The organism is Streptomyces sp. TG1A-8, from assembly GCF_030499535.1.
Classification (GTDB): domain Bacteria; phylum Actinomycetota; class Actinomycetes; order Streptomycetales; family Streptomycetaceae; genus Streptomyces.
The window spans coordinates 4,935,291-4,951,229 of record NZ_JASTLB010000001.1; the positions used below are offsets into that span (position 1 = coordinate 4,935,291).

15 protein-coding genes and 3 pseudogenes are annotated in these 15,939 nt (G+C 73.6%); 6 read left to right on the forward strand and 12 right to left on the reverse strand.

Translation table 11 applies throughout. The features are described from left to right. Window positions 1-43 precede the first annotated feature (43 nt). Window positions 44-1,042, reverse strand: coding sequence for an NADP-dependent oxidoreductase (locus QQY24_RS21585; protein ID WP_301974348.1), 999 nt, complete (start codon window positions 1,040-1,042; stop codon window positions 44-46). A 96-nt stretch (window positions 1,043-1,138) separates the two neighbouring features. On the opposite strand from QQY24_RS21585, the gene QQY24_RS21590 reads away from it, so the two are divergent. Next, the gene (locus tag QQY24_RS21590) at window positions 1,139-1,576 is read left to right on the forward strand and encodes a MarR family winged helix-turn-helix transcriptional regulator (protein WP_301974349.1); all 438 of its coding nucleotides are present in this window, start codon (window positions 1,139-1,141) and stop codon (window positions 1,574-1,576) included. Window positions 1,577-1,596: 20 nt separating this feature from the next. Further along, window positions 1,597-2,394 (forward strand): EI24 domain-containing protein, encoded by a 798-nt coding sequence (locus QQY24_RS21595; protein ID WP_301974350.1) that lies wholly within the window; start codon window positions 1,597-1,599, stop codon window positions 2,392-2,394. 262 nt (window positions 2,395-2,656) lie between these two features. Here QQY24_RS21595 and QQY24_RS21600 read toward each other — a convergent pair whose 3' ends face one another. Beyond that, window positions 2,657-3,628: an aldose epimerase family protein gene (locus tag QQY24_RS21600; RefSeq protein WP_301974351.1), complete on the reverse strand. Its 972-nt coding sequence runs from the start codon at window positions 3,626-3,628 to the stop codon at window positions 2,657-2,659. Window positions 3,629-3,643: 15 nt separating this feature from the next. Further along, entirely contained in the window at window positions 3,644-4,540 is an 897-nt protein-coding gene (locus QQY24_RS21605; protein WP_301974352.1) for an SGNH/GDSL hydrolase family protein, read from the reverse strand. Window positions 4,541-4,793: 253 nt separating this feature from the next. Here QQY24_RS21605 and QQY24_RS21610 point away from each other — a divergent pair, with 253 nt between their 5' ends. Continuing rightward, entirely contained in the window at window positions 4,794-5,288 is a 495-nt protein-coding gene (locus QQY24_RS21610) for a DUF3145 domain-containing protein (protein ID WP_301974353.1), read from the forward strand. 69 nt (window positions 5,289-5,357) lie between these two features. Here the strand turns inward: QQY24_RS21610 and fabF are convergent, their stop codons facing one another. From fabF to QQY24_RS21635, 5 genes are all read right to left on the reverse strand, one after another. After that, entirely contained in the window at window positions 5,358-6,620 is a 1,263-nt protein-coding gene (fabF, locus tag QQY24_RS21615; RefSeq protein WP_301974354.1) for a beta-ketoacyl-ACP synthase II, read from the reverse strand. Between the two features lie 82 nt (window positions 6,621-6,702). Then, a complete protein-coding gene (locus QQY24_RS21620) occupies window positions 6,703-6,951 on the reverse strand; it encodes an acyl carrier protein (RefSeq protein WP_301974355.1) in 249 nt (82 codons plus the stop codon). An 80-nt stretch (window positions 6,952-7,031) separates the two neighbouring features. Next, window positions 7,032-8,063 (reverse strand): ketoacyl-ACP synthase III, encoded by a 1,032-nt coding sequence (locus tag QQY24_RS21625; RefSeq protein ID WP_301974356.1) that lies wholly within the window; start codon window positions 8,061-8,063, stop codon window positions 7,032-7,034. 16 nt (window positions 8,064-8,079) lie between these two features. Further along, the gene (locus QQY24_RS21630) at window positions 8,080-9,027 is read right to left on the reverse strand and encodes an ACP S-malonyltransferase (protein ID WP_301974357.1); all 948 of its coding nucleotides are present in this window, start codon (window positions 9,025-9,027) and stop codon (window positions 8,080-8,082) included. Window positions 9,028-9,116: 89 nt separating this feature from the next. Further along, a complete protein-coding gene (locus QQY24_RS21635; protein WP_301974358.1) occupies window positions 9,117-10,325 on the reverse strand; it encodes a CdaR family transcriptional regulator in 1,209 nt (402 codons plus the stop codon). 70 nt (window positions 10,326-10,395) lie between these two features. Here QQY24_RS21635 and QQY24_RS21640 point away from each other — a divergent pair. Further along, window positions 10,396-11,046 (forward strand): annotated as a pseudogene (locus QQY24_RS21640) (pirin family protein); the annotation flags it as partial. A gap of 94 nt (window positions 11,047-11,140) precedes the next feature. Here the strand turns inward: QQY24_RS21640 and QQY24_RS21645 are convergent. Continuing rightward, window positions 11,141-11,956, reverse strand: coding sequence for a serine hydrolase (locus QQY24_RS21645; protein WP_301974359.1), 816 nt, complete (start codon window positions 11,954-11,956; stop codon window positions 11,141-11,143). Window positions 11,957-12,125: 169 nt separating this feature from the next. On the opposite strand from QQY24_RS21645, the pseudogene QQY24_RS21650 reads away from it, so the two are divergent. Both QQY24_RS21650 and QQY24_RS21655 read left to right on the forward strand, forming a co-directional pair. Then, a pseudogene (locus tag QQY24_RS21650) lies at window positions 12,126-12,566 on the forward strand (MerR family transcriptional regulator); the annotation flags it as partial. A gap of 44 nt (window positions 12,567-12,610) precedes the next feature. Next, window positions 12,611-12,967 (forward strand): annotated as a pseudogene (locus QQY24_RS21655) (aldo/keto reductase); the annotation flags it as partial. A 62-nt stretch (window positions 12,968-13,029) separates the two neighbouring features. On the opposite strand, the gene QQY24_RS21660 reads toward QQY24_RS21655, so the two are convergent. From QQY24_RS21660 to QQY24_RS21670, 3 genes are all read right to left on the reverse strand, one after another. Next, the gene (locus QQY24_RS21660) at window positions 13,030-13,890 is read right to left on the reverse strand and encodes a DUF4429 domain-containing protein (protein WP_301974360.1); all 861 of its coding nucleotides are present in this window, start codon (window positions 13,888-13,890) and stop codon (window positions 13,030-13,032) included. Window positions 13,891-13,955: 65 nt separating this feature from the next. After that, window positions 13,956-15,170, reverse strand: coding sequence for an alpha/beta hydrolase (locus QQY24_RS21665; RefSeq protein WP_301974361.1), 1,215 nt, complete (start codon window positions 15,168-15,170; stop codon window positions 13,956-13,958). Window positions 15,171-15,231: 61 nt separating this feature from the next. Continuing rightward, on the reverse strand, window positions 15,232-15,888 hold the full coding sequence (locus QQY24_RS21670) for a TetR family transcriptional regulator (protein WP_301974362.1): 657 nt from the start codon (window positions 15,886-15,888) through the stop codon (window positions 15,232-15,234). Between the last annotated feature and the right edge of the window lie 51 nt (window positions 15,889-15,939).

Consider the following 15,939-nt stretch of genomic DNA (forward strand, 5'->3'; position numbering starts at 1 on the left):
TCCCCGGCGCGGCCCGCGGCACCCCGCCCGCCGCGGCCGGACCTCAGAGCTTGACGATCATCTTCCCGGTGTTGTCGCCGCGCAGGACGCCGAGGAACGCCTCCAGGTTGTTCTCGATGCCCTCGACGACCGTCTCCCGGTACTTCAGGGCGCCCGAGGCGACCCAGGGACCGACCTCCTGGACGAACCGGGGCTGCAGGTCGTAGTGGTCGCCGACCAGGAAGCCCTCGATCCGGCCGCGGGTCTGGATCAGCCGGGCGAGGTTCCTCGGGCCGGGCGCGGGCTCGGTGTTGTTGTAGACCGAGATCATGCCGCAGACCGCGATCCGGCCGCCCTGGTTCAGCGATCCGATGGCCGCCTCCAGGTGCTCCCCGCCGACGTTGTCGAAGTAGACGTCGACGCCGTCGGGCGCGGCCTCGCGCAACTGCTCGCTCACCGGGCCGTTCCTGTAGTTGAACGCGGCGTCGAAGCCGTACTCCCCGACCAGCAGCCCGACCTTCTCGTCCGAGCCGGCCGAGCCGATGACCCGCGAGGCGCCCTTGAGCCGGGCGAGCTGGCCGGCCTGGCTGCCCACGGCGCCCGCGGCCCCGGACACGAAGACGACGTCGCCCTCCTTGAGGGAGGCGGTGCGCAGCAGCCCGGCGTAGGCGGTCAGGCCGGTCATGCCGAGCACGCCGAGGTACGCCGACAGCGGCGCGGCCCGCGGGTCGACCTTGACGGCGTTCTTCGCGTCCACGGCCGCGTACTCGCGCCAGCCGAAGAAGTGCAGGACGTGGTCGCCGACGGCGATCCCCTCGGCGTTGGAGGCGACGACCTCGCCGACGGCACCGCCCTGCATGGCCTTGCCCAGCTCGAAGGGGGCGACGTAGGACTTGGCGGCCGACATCCTGCCGCGCATGTACGGGTCCACGGAGAGGTACTCGTTGCGCACCAGTACCTGACCCTCGCGGGGTGCCGGGACCTCGGTCTCGACCAGGGCGAAGTCCTCGGGCTCCGGCCAGCCGACGGGACGGCTGAGCAGGTGCCACTCGCGGTTGATCATGACGGTGCCTTTCCACGCGTCCCAAATGTTTCAGTACCTGAAACAACCATGCGCATCGACATTTCAGCATGTCAAGTAACGCAGTACCCTGGAGTCATGCCCGTCCCGCGGAGAACCCACCGGCCCGACGCCGTGACCATGGAGGTCGTCGAGCTGATCGGCGACGTCGTGGCCCGCTTCTACGCGGACTACGAGGAGGCGGCGGGCGAGCACGCGCTGACCGGCCCCCAGGCCCGGCTGCTCAGCCTGCTGTCGGTGGAGCCGCTGCCGATGCGCAAGCTGGCGCAGAGGCTCAAGTGCGAGCCGTCGAACGTGACGGGCATCGTGGACCGCCTGGAGGTCCGCGGCCTGGTGGAGCGCCGCCCCGATCCCACCGACCGCCGGGTGAAGCTGGCCGCGGCCACCGGGGAGGGCGTCCGCGTCGCCCGCGACCTGCGCGAGGGCCTGCGCTTCGCCCGCGAACCCCTCGCCGGGCTCTCCGACGCGGAGCGGCGCTCCCTCAGGGACCTGCTGCGGCGGATGCTGGACGGCTGACGCCCAGTAGAGTCGTCGCCATGCGCGATCTCGGGGTGGGTTTCGGATATCTGCTGAAGGGCCAGCGCTGGGTGGGCCGGCACGGCCGCCAGTACGGCTTCGGCCTGCTGCCCGGCCTCATCGCACTGGTCCTGTACGCGGCGGCGCTGACCGCGCTCGCGCTGTGGGGCCAGGACGCGGTCGCCTGGGCCACGCCGTTCGCGGACGACTGGTCCAGCCCCTGGCAGGGGCTGTTCCGCGGCTTCCTGACGGCCGTCCTGTTCGCCCTGGGCCTGCTGCTGGCCGTCCTCACCTTCACGGCCGTCACCCTGCTGGTCGGCCAGCCCTTCTACGAGAGCCTCTCCGAGAAGGTCGACCGGGACCTCTCGCCCGACGGGACGGCCCCGGAGTCCGGCCTCCCGCTCTGGCGCGAGCTGTGGATCTCGGCCCGCGACAGCCTGCGCATCCTGGTGCGGGCCGGGCTGTGGGGCGTCCTGCTCTTCGCGCTCGGCCTCCTGCCCGTCGTCGGCCAGACGGTCGTCCCGGTGATCGGCTTCTTCGTCACCGGGTTCTTCCTCACCGAGGAGCTGACCGCCGTCGCCCTGCAGCGCCGCGGCGTCGAACTGCGCGCCCGCCTCGCCCTGCTGCGCTCCCGCAAGACCCTCGTCTGGGGCTTCGGCACCCCGCTCGGCCTGGCCTTCCTGGTCCCCTTCGTCGCGGTGTTCCTCATGCCCGGCGCGGTGGCCGGCGCCACCCTCCTCGCCCGGGACCTGCTGGGCGAGGAGGGCGGCGCGCCGGAGTCCAGCGACAGGGACGAGCCGGTTGCGTCGGGCGGGTGACCCCCGGCCACCGCGCCCGGGAGGAGTCCGGCCGCAGCCCGTCGCCCCCCCGGGGCCGCGGCCCCCGACGCACCCGTGCGGCGGCCGGGTCCGTGGGGCGTATGTGAAGGGTTCGTACGAGGTTGCCGTGGGACGCCCGATCGCCGGCCGCCGCGCCACCACGGCGATTAACGTCTGGTCCGGGACAAGTCTCCCCGTCGGCGGTCCCGGCCCGGGACCTGACACCCGGGCCGGGGCCCGCGCCCGGGCGGCGCGGCGCCGGTCAGCGCACCGAGAAGCCGTACACCGTCTCGGAGCGGTACACCTCGCCCGGCCGCAGCACGGTGCTGGGGAAGTCCGGGCGGTTGGGGGAGTCCGGGAAGTGCTGGGTCTCCAGGGCGATGCCGTCCCCGGGGGCGAACGGGCCGGCCAGGTAGTCGGCGGTGTAGAGCTGCAGGCCCGGCTCGGTGGTGGCGATGGTGAGCACCCGCCCGGACACCGGGTCGTACAGCTCGGCCACCTCCTCGGCCGCCTCGGTCACCCCCTTGTCCAGCACGAAGTTGTGGTCGTAACCGGAGCCGGTCCTGCGGCCCGCGCGGAAGTCGAAGCGGGAACCCGTCACGTCCGCCGGCGCCCCGGCGGGGATCAGGTCCGCGCCGACCGGCGTGTACCGGGAGGCGGCGAGCCGCAGTTCGTGGCCGCCCGCGTGGCCGGCACCGCCCAGGTTCCAGTACGTGTGGTTGGTGAGGTTGACGACGGTCGGCGCGTCCGTGACCGCCTCGTAGGCGATCCGCAGCGCCCCCGACGCGTCCAGCGTGTACGTGACCGTCACCCGGAGCCGGCCCGGGAAGCCCTCCTCGCCGTCCGGGCTGATCCGGCTGAACCGCACCCCGTGCTCGACCGGCTCGGCGTTCCACACCCGCTTGTCGAACCCCCGGTCGCCGCCGTGCAGCGAGTTGGGCCCGTCGTTCCGCGCCAGCGCGTACGTCCGGCCGTCCAGCGGGAAGCGCCCGCCCGCGATGCGGTTGGCGTACCGGCCGACCAGCGCGCCGAGGTAGGGCTCCGGATGGTCCAGGTAGCCGCCGAGGTCCGCGAACCCCAGCACCACGTCCGCCCTGCGCCCCTCGCGGTCCGGGACCTCGGCCGACTGCACGATCCCGCCGTACGACAACACCCGTACCCGCACCCCGCCCCGTTCCAGCGTCCAGCGGTGCACCGGGGTGCGGTCGGAAAGCGCGCCGAAGAATTCGCTCATGCCGAAAAGCCTAGGTCACGGCCGTCCTGTCGTGACCGTGCGGTAGGCGATCTCGGCCAGCCGCGCCTGACCGTCGCGGCTGGGGTGGAACCAGTCCCAGTGGCTGAGCTGGTCGGTGCCGAAGCGGTAGTCGTAGACCGCGTTGCCGTCGAAGCGGCAGCGGCGGTCCTTGGCGCAGACCTCCCCCAGCACCCGGTTGTACTCCTCCACCCGCTGCTGCACCCGTTCCCGCCGGGCCGTGGCCGCGCCGGTCAGGTCGTCCGCGCCGGCCAGCATCGACGGGCAGATGCCCAGCTTCCACACCTGCTTGCCCAGCGGGTTCGTCCGTCCCTGGGACCACAGCCGCTTCAGGTTCGGCACGCTCGCCACGTACACCTGCGTCCTCGGCAGCGACCCGCGCAACGTGCTCAGCGCCTCCTGGAAGTCCGCGCGGAAGTCGGCCACCGGGGTCATCGCCGACACCGAGGAACGGCAGGCGTCGTTGGCCCCCGCCATCACCGTCACCAGCTGCGGGCTCCGGGTGACCGCCCGGGCCACCTGCCGCGGCAGGTCGGACATCCGGGCGCCGGTCTCCGCGTAGTTCCAGGAGTGCCGGGCCGCGCCGGTCACCCCGAGCAGGCGCACCGCCAGGCTGTCCACCCGGGCGTCGCTGCCCGTCGCCCACGACACGGCGGGGCAGTCGGTCAGCACCGTGCACGCGTCGAAACCCCGGGTGATGGAGTCGCCGACCGCGGCGATGGAGTCCGGGCTGCGGTTCCACACCGGAGCGGGCCTCGCCGGGGAGCGGGACGCGCTCGCGGAACCGCCCGCCTTCGAGGGGCCGCCTCCGCCGAAGGCGTCACAGCCCGTGGCCAGCACGGTCGCCGTCACCACGGCAAGGACGGTCCGCGCACGGCGGCTCCGCTTCCGCATCCTGTCGGTCCCCTCGTCGTCGCTGCGGTACTCCCTCCCTACAACGTGCGAGGGTTCCCGGCCCCGGCCCCCTGGAACGGCACACCCCCGCACAAGCGTCCCCCCGGGTGAATGGCGGAGGTTTCCCGGCACCGGGACCGACAGTACGTCACACTCCCTGCCCCGCCTCAGGGTAGCCTCGCCATCAACGCGGCCGTCGTGCCACTGCCGCCCAGCCAGTCCGCAAGATGTCCCGCTCTGCCCGGAGGTTCCGGTGACGACACGTGGAGTTCTGTACGTGCACTCCGCGCCGCGCGCGCTGTGCCCGCACGTCGAGTGGGCCATCGCCGGGGTGCTCGGCACGCGCGTCAACCTCGACTGGATCCGGCAGCCGGCGGCTCCCGGCACCTGGCGCTCGGAGTTCTCCTGGCAGGGCCAGGCCGGCACGGCGTCCAAGCTCGCCTCCGCCCTGCGCGGCTGGCACCTCCTGCGCTTCGAGGTCACCGCCGAGCCCTGCGCCACCGCCGAGGGCGAGCGCTACAGCTGCACCCCCGCCCTCGGCATCTTCCACGCCGTCACCGGCCTCCACGGCGACATCCTGATCCCCGAGGACCGCCTGCGCGCGGCCCTGCAGCGCAGCCGGCAGGGCGAGACCGAGCTGGAGGCGGAGCTGTCCAGACTGCTGGGCAAGCCGTGGGACGACGAGCTGGAACCGTTCCGCCACGCGGGAGAGGGCGCACCGGTGCGCTGGCTGCACCAGGTGGTCTGAGCGTCCGGGCACGGCGGAGGGCCCCCACCGGCCGGTGGGGGCCCTCCGCCGTGCCCGCGGGGACGGGCCTCAGACGGTCCGGAACGCCAGCACCACGTTGTGCCCGCCGAACCCGAACGAGTCGTTCAGCACGGCGATCCGCCCCTCGGGCAGCGTCCGCGCCCCGCCGGTCACCACGTCCGCGTTGACCTCGGGGTCGAGCTCGTCGATGTTGATGGTCGGCGGAGCCGTGCGGTTCACCAGGGCCAGCACCGACGCGACGGACTCGATGCCGCCGGCACCGCCCAGCAGGTGACCGGTCATCGACTTGGTGGCCGAGATGGCCATGTGGTCGACGTCGTCCCCGAACACCTTGCGCAGCGCCTTGATCTCCGCCACGTCGCCCTGCGGCGTGGACGTGGCGTGCGCGTTGACGTGCACGATCTCGGCCGGCTCCAGGTCCGTGTTGTCGAGCAGGTTCTGCAGCGCGTGCGCGATGCCGTTGCCGGACGGCTCCGGCTGCGTGATGTGGTGGCTGTCGGCGGAGATGCCCTGCCCGACCGCCTCCACGTAGATCCGGGCCCCGCGCGCCCTGGCGTGCTCCTCGGACTCCAGGACGACGACACCGGCGCCCTCACCGAGCACGAAGCCGTCGCGGCCGGCGTCGTAGGGACGCGAGGCGCCCCGGGGGTCGTCGTTGTTCTTGGACATCGCCATCATGTTGCCGAACGCGACGATGGGCAGCGGGTGGATGGCGGCCTCGGTACCGCCGGCCACGACGACGTCCGCACGCCCGGTGCGGATCATCTCGATCGCGTACCCGATGGCCTCCGCGCCCGACGCGCAGGCCGAGACCGGGGTATGCACGCCGGCGCGGGCGCCCAGCTCGATCCCGACGTTGGCCGCGGGGGAGTTGGGCATCAGCATCGGCACGGTGTGCGGGGAGACCCGGCGCACGCCCTTCTCCCTGAGCACGTCGTACTGGTCCAGCAGCGTCGTCACGCCGCCGATGCCGGAGGCGATGACCGCGCCGAGACGGTCGGGGTTCACGGCCGCGTCCTCACCGGCCCTGGCGGTGAAACCGGCGTCCTTCCAGGCCTCCTGAGCGGCGATCAGGGCGAACTGCGCGGACCGGTCCAGCTTGCGGGCCTGCGGCCGGGGAATGACCTCGCCCGGCTCGACGGCGACCCGCGCGGCGATGCGGACCGGCAGCTCGGCCGCCCACTCCTCCTCCAGGAGCCGCACGCCGGACGTGCCGGCGACGAGGGCCTCCCAGGTCGAGGCTGCGTCGCCACCCAGCGGTGTGGTTGCGCCGATACCGGTGACGACCACGGTGCGATTGGTCGGGCTCACGGGAATTCTTTCTCCAACGGATGCGGGAATCTACGGCGCCACCGCCGGGTGGCGGGGCCTGGCAGCCTGGCTGCCGGGTGGCTCAGTCCTGGTGCTTGAGGATGTACTCGGTCGCGTCGCCGACCGTCTTGAGGTTCTTGACGTCCTCGTCCGGGATCTTCACGTCGAAGCGCTCCTCGGCGGCGACGACGACCTCGACCATGGACAGCGAGTCGACGTCCAGGTCGTCGGTGAAGGACTTGTCCAGCTGGACGTCCTCGGTGGGGATCCCGGCGATCTCGTTCACGATCTCTGCGAGACCGGCGACGATCTCTTCCTGAGTGGCGGCCATGTCAGGCGCTCCTTCTTCGATGTTCCAGACGGGTTGTGGCGATTGTCCCGCACCGGATCGCAGGATCCGGCACGGAGTGCCTAGGGGAGGGTAACGACCGTGGCGGCGTAGACGAGACCCGCCCCGAATCCGATGACGAGCGCGGTGTCCCCGCTCTTCGCCTCGCCGGTCGCCAGGAGCCGCTCCATCGCGAGCGGGATCGAGGCGGCCGAGGTGTTGCCGGTGGTGCGGATGTCACGGGCGACCGTGACGTGCTCCGGCAGCTTCAGTGCCTTCACCATCGAGTCGATGATCCGCACGTTGGCCTGGTGCGGGATGAAGACGTCCAGGTCGTCCGGGGTGATCCCGGCCGCGTCCAGCGCCTGCTGGGCGACCTTCGCCATCTCGAACACGGCCCAGCGGAACACCGCCTGGCCCTCCTGCGTGATCGCGGGGAACTTGACGTTGCCCTCGCTGTCGACGGGCAGTTCCGAGACGTCGCCGATCCTGAAGCGGTTCCAGGGGACGGTCTGCTTGATGGTCTCGGACTTGTCGCCCTCGGAACCCCACACGGTCGGGCCGATCGCCGGCTCCCGGGAGGGGCCCACCACCACCGCGCCGGCGCCGTCGCCGAACAGGAAGGCCGTCGCGCGGTCCTCCAGGTCGGTCAGGTCGCTCAGCCGCTCCACGCCGATGACCAGGACGTACTCGGCCGACCCCTCCACCACCATGCCCTTGGCGAGCGTCAGCCCGTAGCCGAAGCCCGCGCAGCCCGCCGAGATGTCGAAGGCGGCGGCCCTGTCGGTGCCCAGCTTGTCGGCGATCTCGGTGGCGACGGCCGGGGTCTGGCTGAAGTGCGAGACGGTGGAGACGACCACGGCGCCGATCCGCTCGGCGCCGATGCCCGCGTCGGCGATCGCCTTGCCGGAGGCCTCGATGGCCATCGCGGCGACCGTCTCGTCCGCGCCCGCCCAGTGCCGGGTCTCGATGCCGGAGCGCGAGCGGATCCACTCGTCGGACGAGTCGATCCGCTCGAGGATCACCTCGTTGGGCACCACCCGGGTCGGCCGGTAGCCGCCGACGCCGAGGATGCGCGCGTACGGGGCGCCCTTGCTGGGCTTGATCTTCGCCATGCTCTGGGGCTCCTTGTCAGGCGCCCGCCGCGTGCGCGGCAGGCGTCACGGTCTCGGCGATGAGCGCACGGGCCGCGTCGAGGTCCTCGGGGGTCTTCAGGGCCAGCGTCCGCACGCCGGGCAGGGCGCGCTTGGCCAGGCCGGTCAGCGTGCCCCCGGGACACACCTCGATGAGCGCGGTGACGCCCAGCTCCTTGAACGTCCGCATGCACAGGTCCCAGCGGACCGGGTTGGCGACCTGGCCGACCAGCCTGCGCAGCACCTCGCTGCCGGTGGCGACCGTCGCGCCGTCCTTGTTGGAGACGTAGCCGACCCGCGGGTCGGCGGGCGTGAGGTCCGCCGCGGCCTCGGCCAGCGACTCCACCGCGGGAGCCATGTGGTGCGTGTGGAAGGCCCCCGCGACCTTCAGCGCGACGACCTTGCGGACGCCCTCGGGCATGTCCCCGGCCAGCGCGGCGAGCTGCTCCAGCGTGCCGGCGGCGACGACCTGGCCCGCGCCGTTGATGTTCGCCGGCGTCAGGCCCAGCCGCTCCAGGTGCGCGACCGAGACCTCCGGGTCGCCGCCGAGCAGCGCCGCCATGCCGGTCTCGGTGACGGCGGCGGCTTCGGCCATGGCCAGACCCCGCTTGCGGACGAGGCCGAGCGCGGCGGCGTCGTCCAGGACGCCCGCGAAGGCGGCGGCGGTGATCTCACCGACACTGTGACCCGCGACGGCGCCCGGGGCGATCTCCGTGATGTCACCCAGTGCCGCGGCGGACAGGATCCCGGCCGCGACCAGCAGCGGCTGCGCCACCGCGGTGTCACGGATGGCGTCGGCGTCGGCCCGGGTGCCGTAGTGGGCCAGGTCCAGTCCGATGGCGTCCGACCACGCGGCGACGCGGTCCGCGGCACCGGGGAGTTCGAGCCAGGGGGTCAGGAAGCCGGGCGTCTGGGCGCCCTGGCCGGGAGCGACGAGTACGAGCACTCTCACACTCTCTCTTGGGGACGGCCGCGGCCGCCCGTGGGGACAAGGACGAAGAACACGAGGGCGTTTTGTGGGCCCCCGACAAAAACCTAGGGTTGAGGTTCACCATCGGCCAGACGCCCCAGGGTGAGGGCGATCCGCAGTGTGAACGCGGATCGTACATCGGACGGTGACCAACCGGTGACGTCAGTCACACGTCGGAGCCGGTAGCGCACGGTGTTCGGGTGAACGAAGAGCATGCGCGCCGCGCCCTCCAGACTGCTCGCCTGCTCAAGGTAGACACTCAGGGTCTCGAGCAGCGCCGAGCCCGCCTCCTCCAGCGGTCTGTAGATCTCCTCCACCAACTGCTCGCGCGCGCTGGGATCACCCGCGATGGCCCGCTCCGGCAGCAGGTCGTCCGCCAGCACCGGCCGCGGCGCGTCCTGCCAGGCGAAGCACGCCTTGAGACCGGCCGCGGCGGCCTGCGCGGACCGCGTGGCGGCCATCAGGTCGGGGACGACGGGCCCGGCCACCACCGGCCCGGCCGCGAACGGCCCGATCAGCGACTTGGCGACGCCCAGCGGGTTGGCGCTGCCGCCGGCGACGACGACGAGCCGGTCCCCCAGCACCCCGGTGAGCACCTGGAGCTTGGCGTGCCGGGCGGCCCGCCGGATCGCCTCGACGGTCAGCTCGCTGTCCCCGTCCGGCGCGGTCCCGAGCACGACGCACACGTGCTCGGGGGAGTTCCAGCCCAGCGCGGCGGCCCGGCTGACCGCGCCCTCGTCGGCCTCCCCGCTCAGCACGGCGTTCACCACCAGCGACTCCAGCCGCGCGTCCCAGGCGCCGCGTGCCTCGGCGGCCTGGGCGTACACCTGGGCGGTGGCGAAGGCGATCTCCCGCGCGTACACCAGCAGCGCCTCGCGCAGCACGCCCTCGTCACCGGGTGCCGCGACCTCGTCGATCGCGCTCTCCATCACCTCGATCGTGGTGCGCACCATCTCCACGGTCTGCCGCAGCGTGATGGCCCGGGTCAGCTCCCGGGGCGCCGTGCCGAACACGTCGGTGGAGATCGCCTGCGGGGCGTCCGGGCGCCGGAACCACTCGGTGAAGGCGGCGATGCCCGCCTGGGCCACGAGTCCGATCCAGGAACGGTTCTCCGGGGGCATGGCCCGGTACCACGACAGGGTCTCGTCCATCCGCGCGATGGCCTGCGCGGCGAGGCTCCCGGAGGACTTCTCCAGCCGCTTCAGCGTCGCGGAGCGCGAGTGGACGGGGTGCTGGGCTGCGCGTTCGCTGGTGTGGGATTCGGGTTCGGGCACGGGGACAAGACTGCCTCATCCGGACGGGGCACCGTGCCGCCGGGTCCTCGCCGGGGTCTACGGTGGTGCCGTGACGGACGTACGGCGCGCCGGCGAGCGCTACCGCGGAGGCGACCGCGAGGCCGGGATCGACACCCGCCACGCCTTCTCCTTCGGCCCCCACTACGACCCGGACAACCTCCGCTTCGGAGCGTTGATCGCCTGCAACGAGGAGCGGCTCGCGCCCGGCGCCGGCTTCGACGAACACCCCCACAGCCACACCGAGATCATCACCTGGGTCGTGGAGGGCGAACTGACCCACCGCGACTCCACGGGCCGCGGGACGACGGTCCGCCCCGGCGACCTCCAGCACCTCGGCGCGGCGGCGGGCGTCCGCCACGTGGAACGCAACGACGCGCCGACGCCGCTCACCTTCGTGCAGATGTGGCTGGCCCCGCTGGTCCCCGGCGGCGACCCGTCGTACGGGATCGTGCGCGGCATCGCCGACTCCACCCCGTACGCCGTCCCGGCGGCCGGCGCCGTGCTCCACGTGCGCCGTCCGGCACCGGGGGAGCGGACGGCGGTCCCGGACGGGGCGTTCGTGTACGTGCACGTGGTCCGCGGTGAAGTGCGGCTGGACGGCGAGGAGCTGGGGGCGGGCGACGCGGCCCGCATCACGGACGCCAGGGGTCTGGAGGCGACGGCGCTGACCGCCGCGGAACTCCTGGTGTGGGAGATGGCAGGCCCCGCCCGGCGCGACGCCGGCCCCCCGCCCGCCGGACGGGCGGCCGCGGCGGCCGGAAAGTCCGCCGGGCCGGCGCGCGGCCGCGGGCCGTTCACAGCTCGGCCAGCACCGCGTCCGTGAACGCCGGCCACGCCTCGACCGCCCAGGGTCCGAACGCCCGGTCCGTCAGGGCGACGGCCGCGACGCCCGCCCGCGGGTCGACCCACAGGAACGTACCGGACTGACCGAAGTGCCCGAAGGTGCGCGGGGAGGACGAACCGCCCGTCCAGTGCGGTGACTTACCGCCCCGGATCTCGAAGCCCAGGCCCCAGTCGTTCGGGTTCTGGTGCCCGTAGCCCGGCAGCACGCCCTTCGTCCCCGGGAACTGCACGCTCATCGCCTCCGCCACCGTCCGCGGGTCCAGCAGGCGCGGCGCCTGCACCTCCGCCGCGAACCGCAGCAGGTCCTCCACCGTCGACACGCCGTCCTTGGCGGGCGACCCGGTGAGCGTGGTCGACGCCATCCCCAGTGGCTCCAGCACCGCCTGCCGCAGGTACTCGGGGAACGCGATGTCCGTCGCCGCGGCGATGTGGTCCCCGAGCTGCTCGAACCCGGCGTTGGAGTACAGCCGCCGCTCCCCGGGGGGCGCCGTCACCCGGTGCTCGTCGAAGGCCAGTCCGGAGGTGTGCGCGAGCAGGTGGCGCACGGTCGAGCCCGCGGGGCCGGCCGGCTCGTCCAGCTCGACGGCCCCCTCCTCGTACGCGACCAGCGCCGCGTACGCCGCCAGCGGCTTGGTCACCGAGGCCAGCGGGAAGCGGTGCCCGGTGGGGCCGTGCGTTGCGAGGACGGTCCCGTCGGCCCGTACGACGCCCGCCGCGGCGGTGGGGACGGGCCAGTTCTCGATCGACGCCAAGCTGTTCAACGACATGCGGCCGAGCCTATGCGGCCCACGGCGGCGGCCGCGCCGGAGGGTCGGGACCACGCGTGGGCCCGGGCCGCGCGTACGGCGGCCCGGCGAGCGCGCGCGGGGACCCGCGCGCCGGTTTCCGCCCGGTCCAGTTGCTTGGAGCACACTCGAAGGTCATAGCGTGGGAGCCATGACGGTGATGCAGACCACCCCAGCGGCCACCGGGCAAGCCACCTCCGCCGACATCTGCTCCGCCCCGCCCCCGCGCCGCCCCCGCCCCGAGGGCCGGGACCACTACACGATCAGCGAGGTGGTCGCCCGCACGGGGCTGACCGCGCACACCCTGCGCTGGTACGAGCGCATCGGCCTGATGCCGCACGTCGACCGCTCCCACACCGGCCAGCGCCGCTACCGCAACCGCGACCTGGACTGGCTGGCCTTCGTGACCAAGCTGCGGCTGACCGGCATGCCGGTGGCGGACATGGTCCGGTACGCGGAGCTGGTGCGGGAGGGCGACAGCACGTACGCGCAGCGGCGGGCGCTGCTGGAGTCGACCCGCCGGGACGTGCTGGCCCGGATCGCGGAACTGCACGACACGCTCGCCGTACTCGATCGCAAGATCGACTTCTACGTCACGGGGGGAACACCCGATGACCGACGCCACGCTCGCGACGGTACGGTCCGGCCGACGCCGCGCAGTCCCGGGCCGCGCCGGACCGCGCGCTGGAACTGGGTGTCACGCTGTACGACACGGCGGACGCGTACGGCGCCGGCGAGAACGAGCGGTTCCTGTCCCCGTTCTTCAAGGCGCACCGGGACCGGCTGGTCATCGCCACCAAGTTCGCCCTGTCGATCCCGCCGGACGGGCCGACGAAGCGGATCATCCGCAACGACGCCCCGTACATCCGTGAGGCCGTCGAGGCGAGCCCGCGGCGGCTGGACGTCGACGTGATCGACCTCCATTACGTGCACCGCCGGGACGTGGACGTCCCGATCGAGGAGACCGTCGCCACCATGGCGGAGCCGGTGCGCGGGGAGGCGGACGGCCGCCCCGCGCCCGGTCACGGGCGGCCCGTGACCGCCGCCGGCCCGCCCTACAGCTCCGCCAGCAGTTCGGCCTTCTTGGAGGAGAACTCCTCGTCGGTCACCAGCCCGGCCCGGTGCAGCTCCCCGAGGTGCCGGATGCGCTCGGCGATGTCGGCGGGGTCCCGGCGCGCCGGGACCGGCAGCGCCGGCACCGGCCCCCGGGCGCGGACGGCCGCCAGGACCGCGGCCGCGAAGGGCAGCGACTCGTGCACCGGCCCGTACCCGAGCCCGAAGACGACCGCCGCCGGGTCCTGGTCGGGGCGCACGGACCCGGCCGGGCCGTCCGGACCGGGGGAGCCGTGCCGCAGCAGCCGCAGGTACCCCTCGAAGACCTCCGGCGAGCGCCACTCGACCCCGCTGAGGCCGGCGACCGGGAAGCTCTGGTCGCCGGCCTTCCACTTCGCCGAGGACGCGCCGGTCCACGACCACCGGAAGTGCACCGCCCGCCCGTCGAAGGCCGCCTTCGCGTCGTAGGCCTTGAACTGCAGCGGTGGCTCGGGCGCGGTCACCAGGTACCGGTCGGCCGGGCCGGGCGCGGCCAGCAGCTTCCCCAGCTCGCCGGCGTGGTACTCGGCGAGCGCCTCCCGCTCGGCCGGCAGCACCAGCCGGTACGGATCGGAGCCCTCCCGCAGCTGCCCGGCGGCCGCCTCCACCAGCGGATCGGCGCCGGGGCGCGGCGCGAGCCGCAGCACGACCGTGCCCCGCTTGCCCGGCGCGAGGCTCACCCCCTCGACCGCGGACAGCGGTATCCGCCGCTCCCCGAGTGCCTGGAAGAGCTTGGGTGTCCGAATCCCCCGTTCGTAACGGATGAGCACGGAGTCGGACTCGAACTCCCAGACGGCATGAAAACCCGCCAGTACGTCACCCATGCGGCTCATCGTATGCGGCACGCGCTCCTCCGTCGCCACCCTCGCGGACCGCACTTCCTGCTGTTCTACGCGCGTCCGGCCCCCGCGGTGCCCGGCAGGCCGGCCCGGCACGCATCATCCTGGTGTCCGCACGTCACCGCGTCGTACGCGCCCACCCCGATGTCGGCGAGGTTGCGCAGGCTGTCGGTGCCCGGCTGGAAGTAGCCGCTGTGCCCCCGCGCGTCCCGCGCGGACAGCACCCGCGCCCCGAACGCCGGGGACACCGGGTCGGCGCCGTGCCCGAGCCCGCCGACCTCCAGGTACGGCACGTCCCGCACCCAGTCGGTGGCGTCGCGCATGGCCCACACCCGGGCCGGGGTGCCCAGCCAGGAGGCGGCGGGGACGCGCATGCCGGGGCTGGCGGCCACGGCGATGTCGGCGACCCGGCGCGGCATGCCGCGCGCGGCGACCCCGCACACCACCGAGCCGTAGCTGTGGCAGAACATCGACACGGCCGCCCGGCCCGGCAGGGCGCGCAGCAGCGCGTTCAGCCGTACGGCCCCCTCCTCGGCGCGCATGGCGGTCGCCGCGTCCACGCCCAGCCCGTCGGGCGCGGTGTAGTCGGCCCAGGCGATCACCGCCGTACGGGTCGAGGGGCGCCGCGCCCGCTCGGCCGCGTACAGGGCCTCGGCCATGCCGGCCGGGGCGCTGTACCTGCGGGACGTCCGCTGGAAGGTGAGCAGGTCGGTGTCGACGCCGGGGACGACGACGGAGATCCGCACGGCCGCGGTGAGGTTCCCGAACACCTCCGCGATCCGGCCCGAGCCCTCGGGGTCGAAGGCGAGGACGTGCCGGCCGGGGCGCGTCAGCGCCTCGTAGCGGTGCAGGCGGCGGCCGGCGTCCAGTTGTCCGGCCGTGCTGAGCCGCCCGTCGCGCACGCGCCTGCGCTCGACCTCGCGCGCCTGCTCCAGCGCGAGGCGGTTGGCCCGGTAGCGCAGGAGGACCGGCGCGCCGTTCATGTTGCCGACCGCCAGGGGGTAGCGGCGGGCGAGCCGCTCGCGCTCGCGCGGGGCGAGCGAGGCGAAGAAGCGGGCCAGCCGGGCCGGCGCGGCGTCCGGGTCCGGCAGGCGCAGGCCGTGGACGCTGCCGTGCTCCCACTGGGCGAGCGAGGTCTGCAGGGCGGTCGGTTCCCGGTGGCTGCGCAGGGCGGTCCAGCCGGTGGTCGCGAGCATCACGAACACGACGGCCAGGGCGAGCAGGGCGCGCCAGAGGTTCAGTGGTGGGGTGTCGAAGGAAGTCACTGGGAGGACACACTAGGAGAACGGGACGGTCTCGGGGTAACCGGGTGACGGGGATCACGTTTCAGCGGGCGGGACGCGTGCGGGAAACGTCCGGGGCCGTGCGCCAGTTCCCGGTGAGCGCCGGTCCCACCTGATCGAGGTACGACGCGGTGAGCGCGCGGATCGCCTCCGGGCCGTCCTCGTCGCCGGTGCTCCACTGCCGCGCGGTGACCCGTACGACCGCGCCGAAGACGGCCACGGCCAGCCGCGGGCGCGGATCGGCGTCCACGTCGACCCCCTCCCGTTCGGCGAGCAGCCGCGCGACCGTCTCCTCGGTGGCCGCCGAGCGGCGCAGGTGGGCGGCGAGCAGGGCCGGCGTCGACTCGATCGTCCGGTACATGCGCAGGTACAGCTCGACCGGGACGGCGGACTCGACGGTCTCCCGGATCGCGTCCCAGCCCTCCAGCACCGCCTGCCGCAGCGCCACCATCGGCGCCTCGCGCGCCGGGCGGGCCCGCAGCGCCGCCACGAAGCGGGCCTCCGCCATGTCCTGGACGGCCAGGGCCGCCTCCTCCTTGCCCGCGAAGTAGCGGAAGAAGGTGCGCTGCGAGACGTCCACGGCCCCGGCGATCTCGTCGACGGTCGTGTGCTCGTACCCCCGGGTGGTGAACAGTTCGAGAGCGGCCCTCAGCAGCGACTCCCGAGTACGCCGCTTCTTGCGTTCGCGCAGCGTCTCCATGACCTCTCCCGGTGAACGTTCCCCCAGCTCGGCCCAGGTGCTGGTGTCGTG

Excerpts from the sequence above, each read along its gene's own strand:
- QQY24_RS21670 (WP_301974362.1), bottom strand. The coding sequence starts at position 15,888 with ATGGAGACGCTGCGCGAACGCAAGAAGCGGCGTACTCGGGAGTCGCTG.
- QQY24_RS21620 (WP_301974355.1), bottom strand. The coding sequence starts at position 6,951 with ATGGCCGCCACTCAGGAAGAGATCGTCGCCGGTCTCGCAGAGATCGTG.
- QQY24_RS21625 (WP_301974356.1), bottom strand. The coding sequence starts at position 8,063 with ATGGCGAAGATCAAGCCCAGCAAGGGCGCCCCGTACGCGCGCATCCTC.
- QQY24_RS21585 (WP_301974348.1), bottom strand. The coding sequence starts at position 1,042 with ATGATCAACCGCGAGTGGCACCTGCTCAGCCGTCCCGTCGGCTGGCCG.
- QQY24_RS21600 (WP_301974351.1), bottom strand. The coding sequence starts at position 3,628 with ATGAGCGAATTCTTCGGCGCGCTTTCCGACCGCACCCCGGTGCACCGC.
- QQY24_RS21590 (WP_301974349.1), top strand. The coding sequence starts at position 1,139 with ATGCCCGTCCCGCGGAGAACCCACCGGCCCGACGCCGTGACCATGGAG.
- QQY24_RS21595 (WP_301974350.1), top strand. The coding sequence starts at position 1,597 with ATGCGCGATCTCGGGGTGGGTTTCGGATATCTGCTGAAGGGCCAGCGC.
- QQY24_RS21645 (WP_301974359.1), bottom strand. The coding sequence starts at position 11,956 with ATGTCGTTGAACAGCTTGGCGTCGATCGAGAACTGGCCCGTCCCCACC.
- QQY24_RS21605 (WP_301974352.1), bottom strand. The coding sequence starts at position 4,540 with ATGCGGAAGCGGAGCCGCCGTGCGCGGACCGTCCTTGCCGTGGTGACG.
- QQY24_RS21660 (WP_301974360.1), bottom strand. The coding sequence starts at position 13,890 with ATGGGTGACGTACTGGCGGGTTTTCATGCCGTCTGGGAGTTCGAGTCC.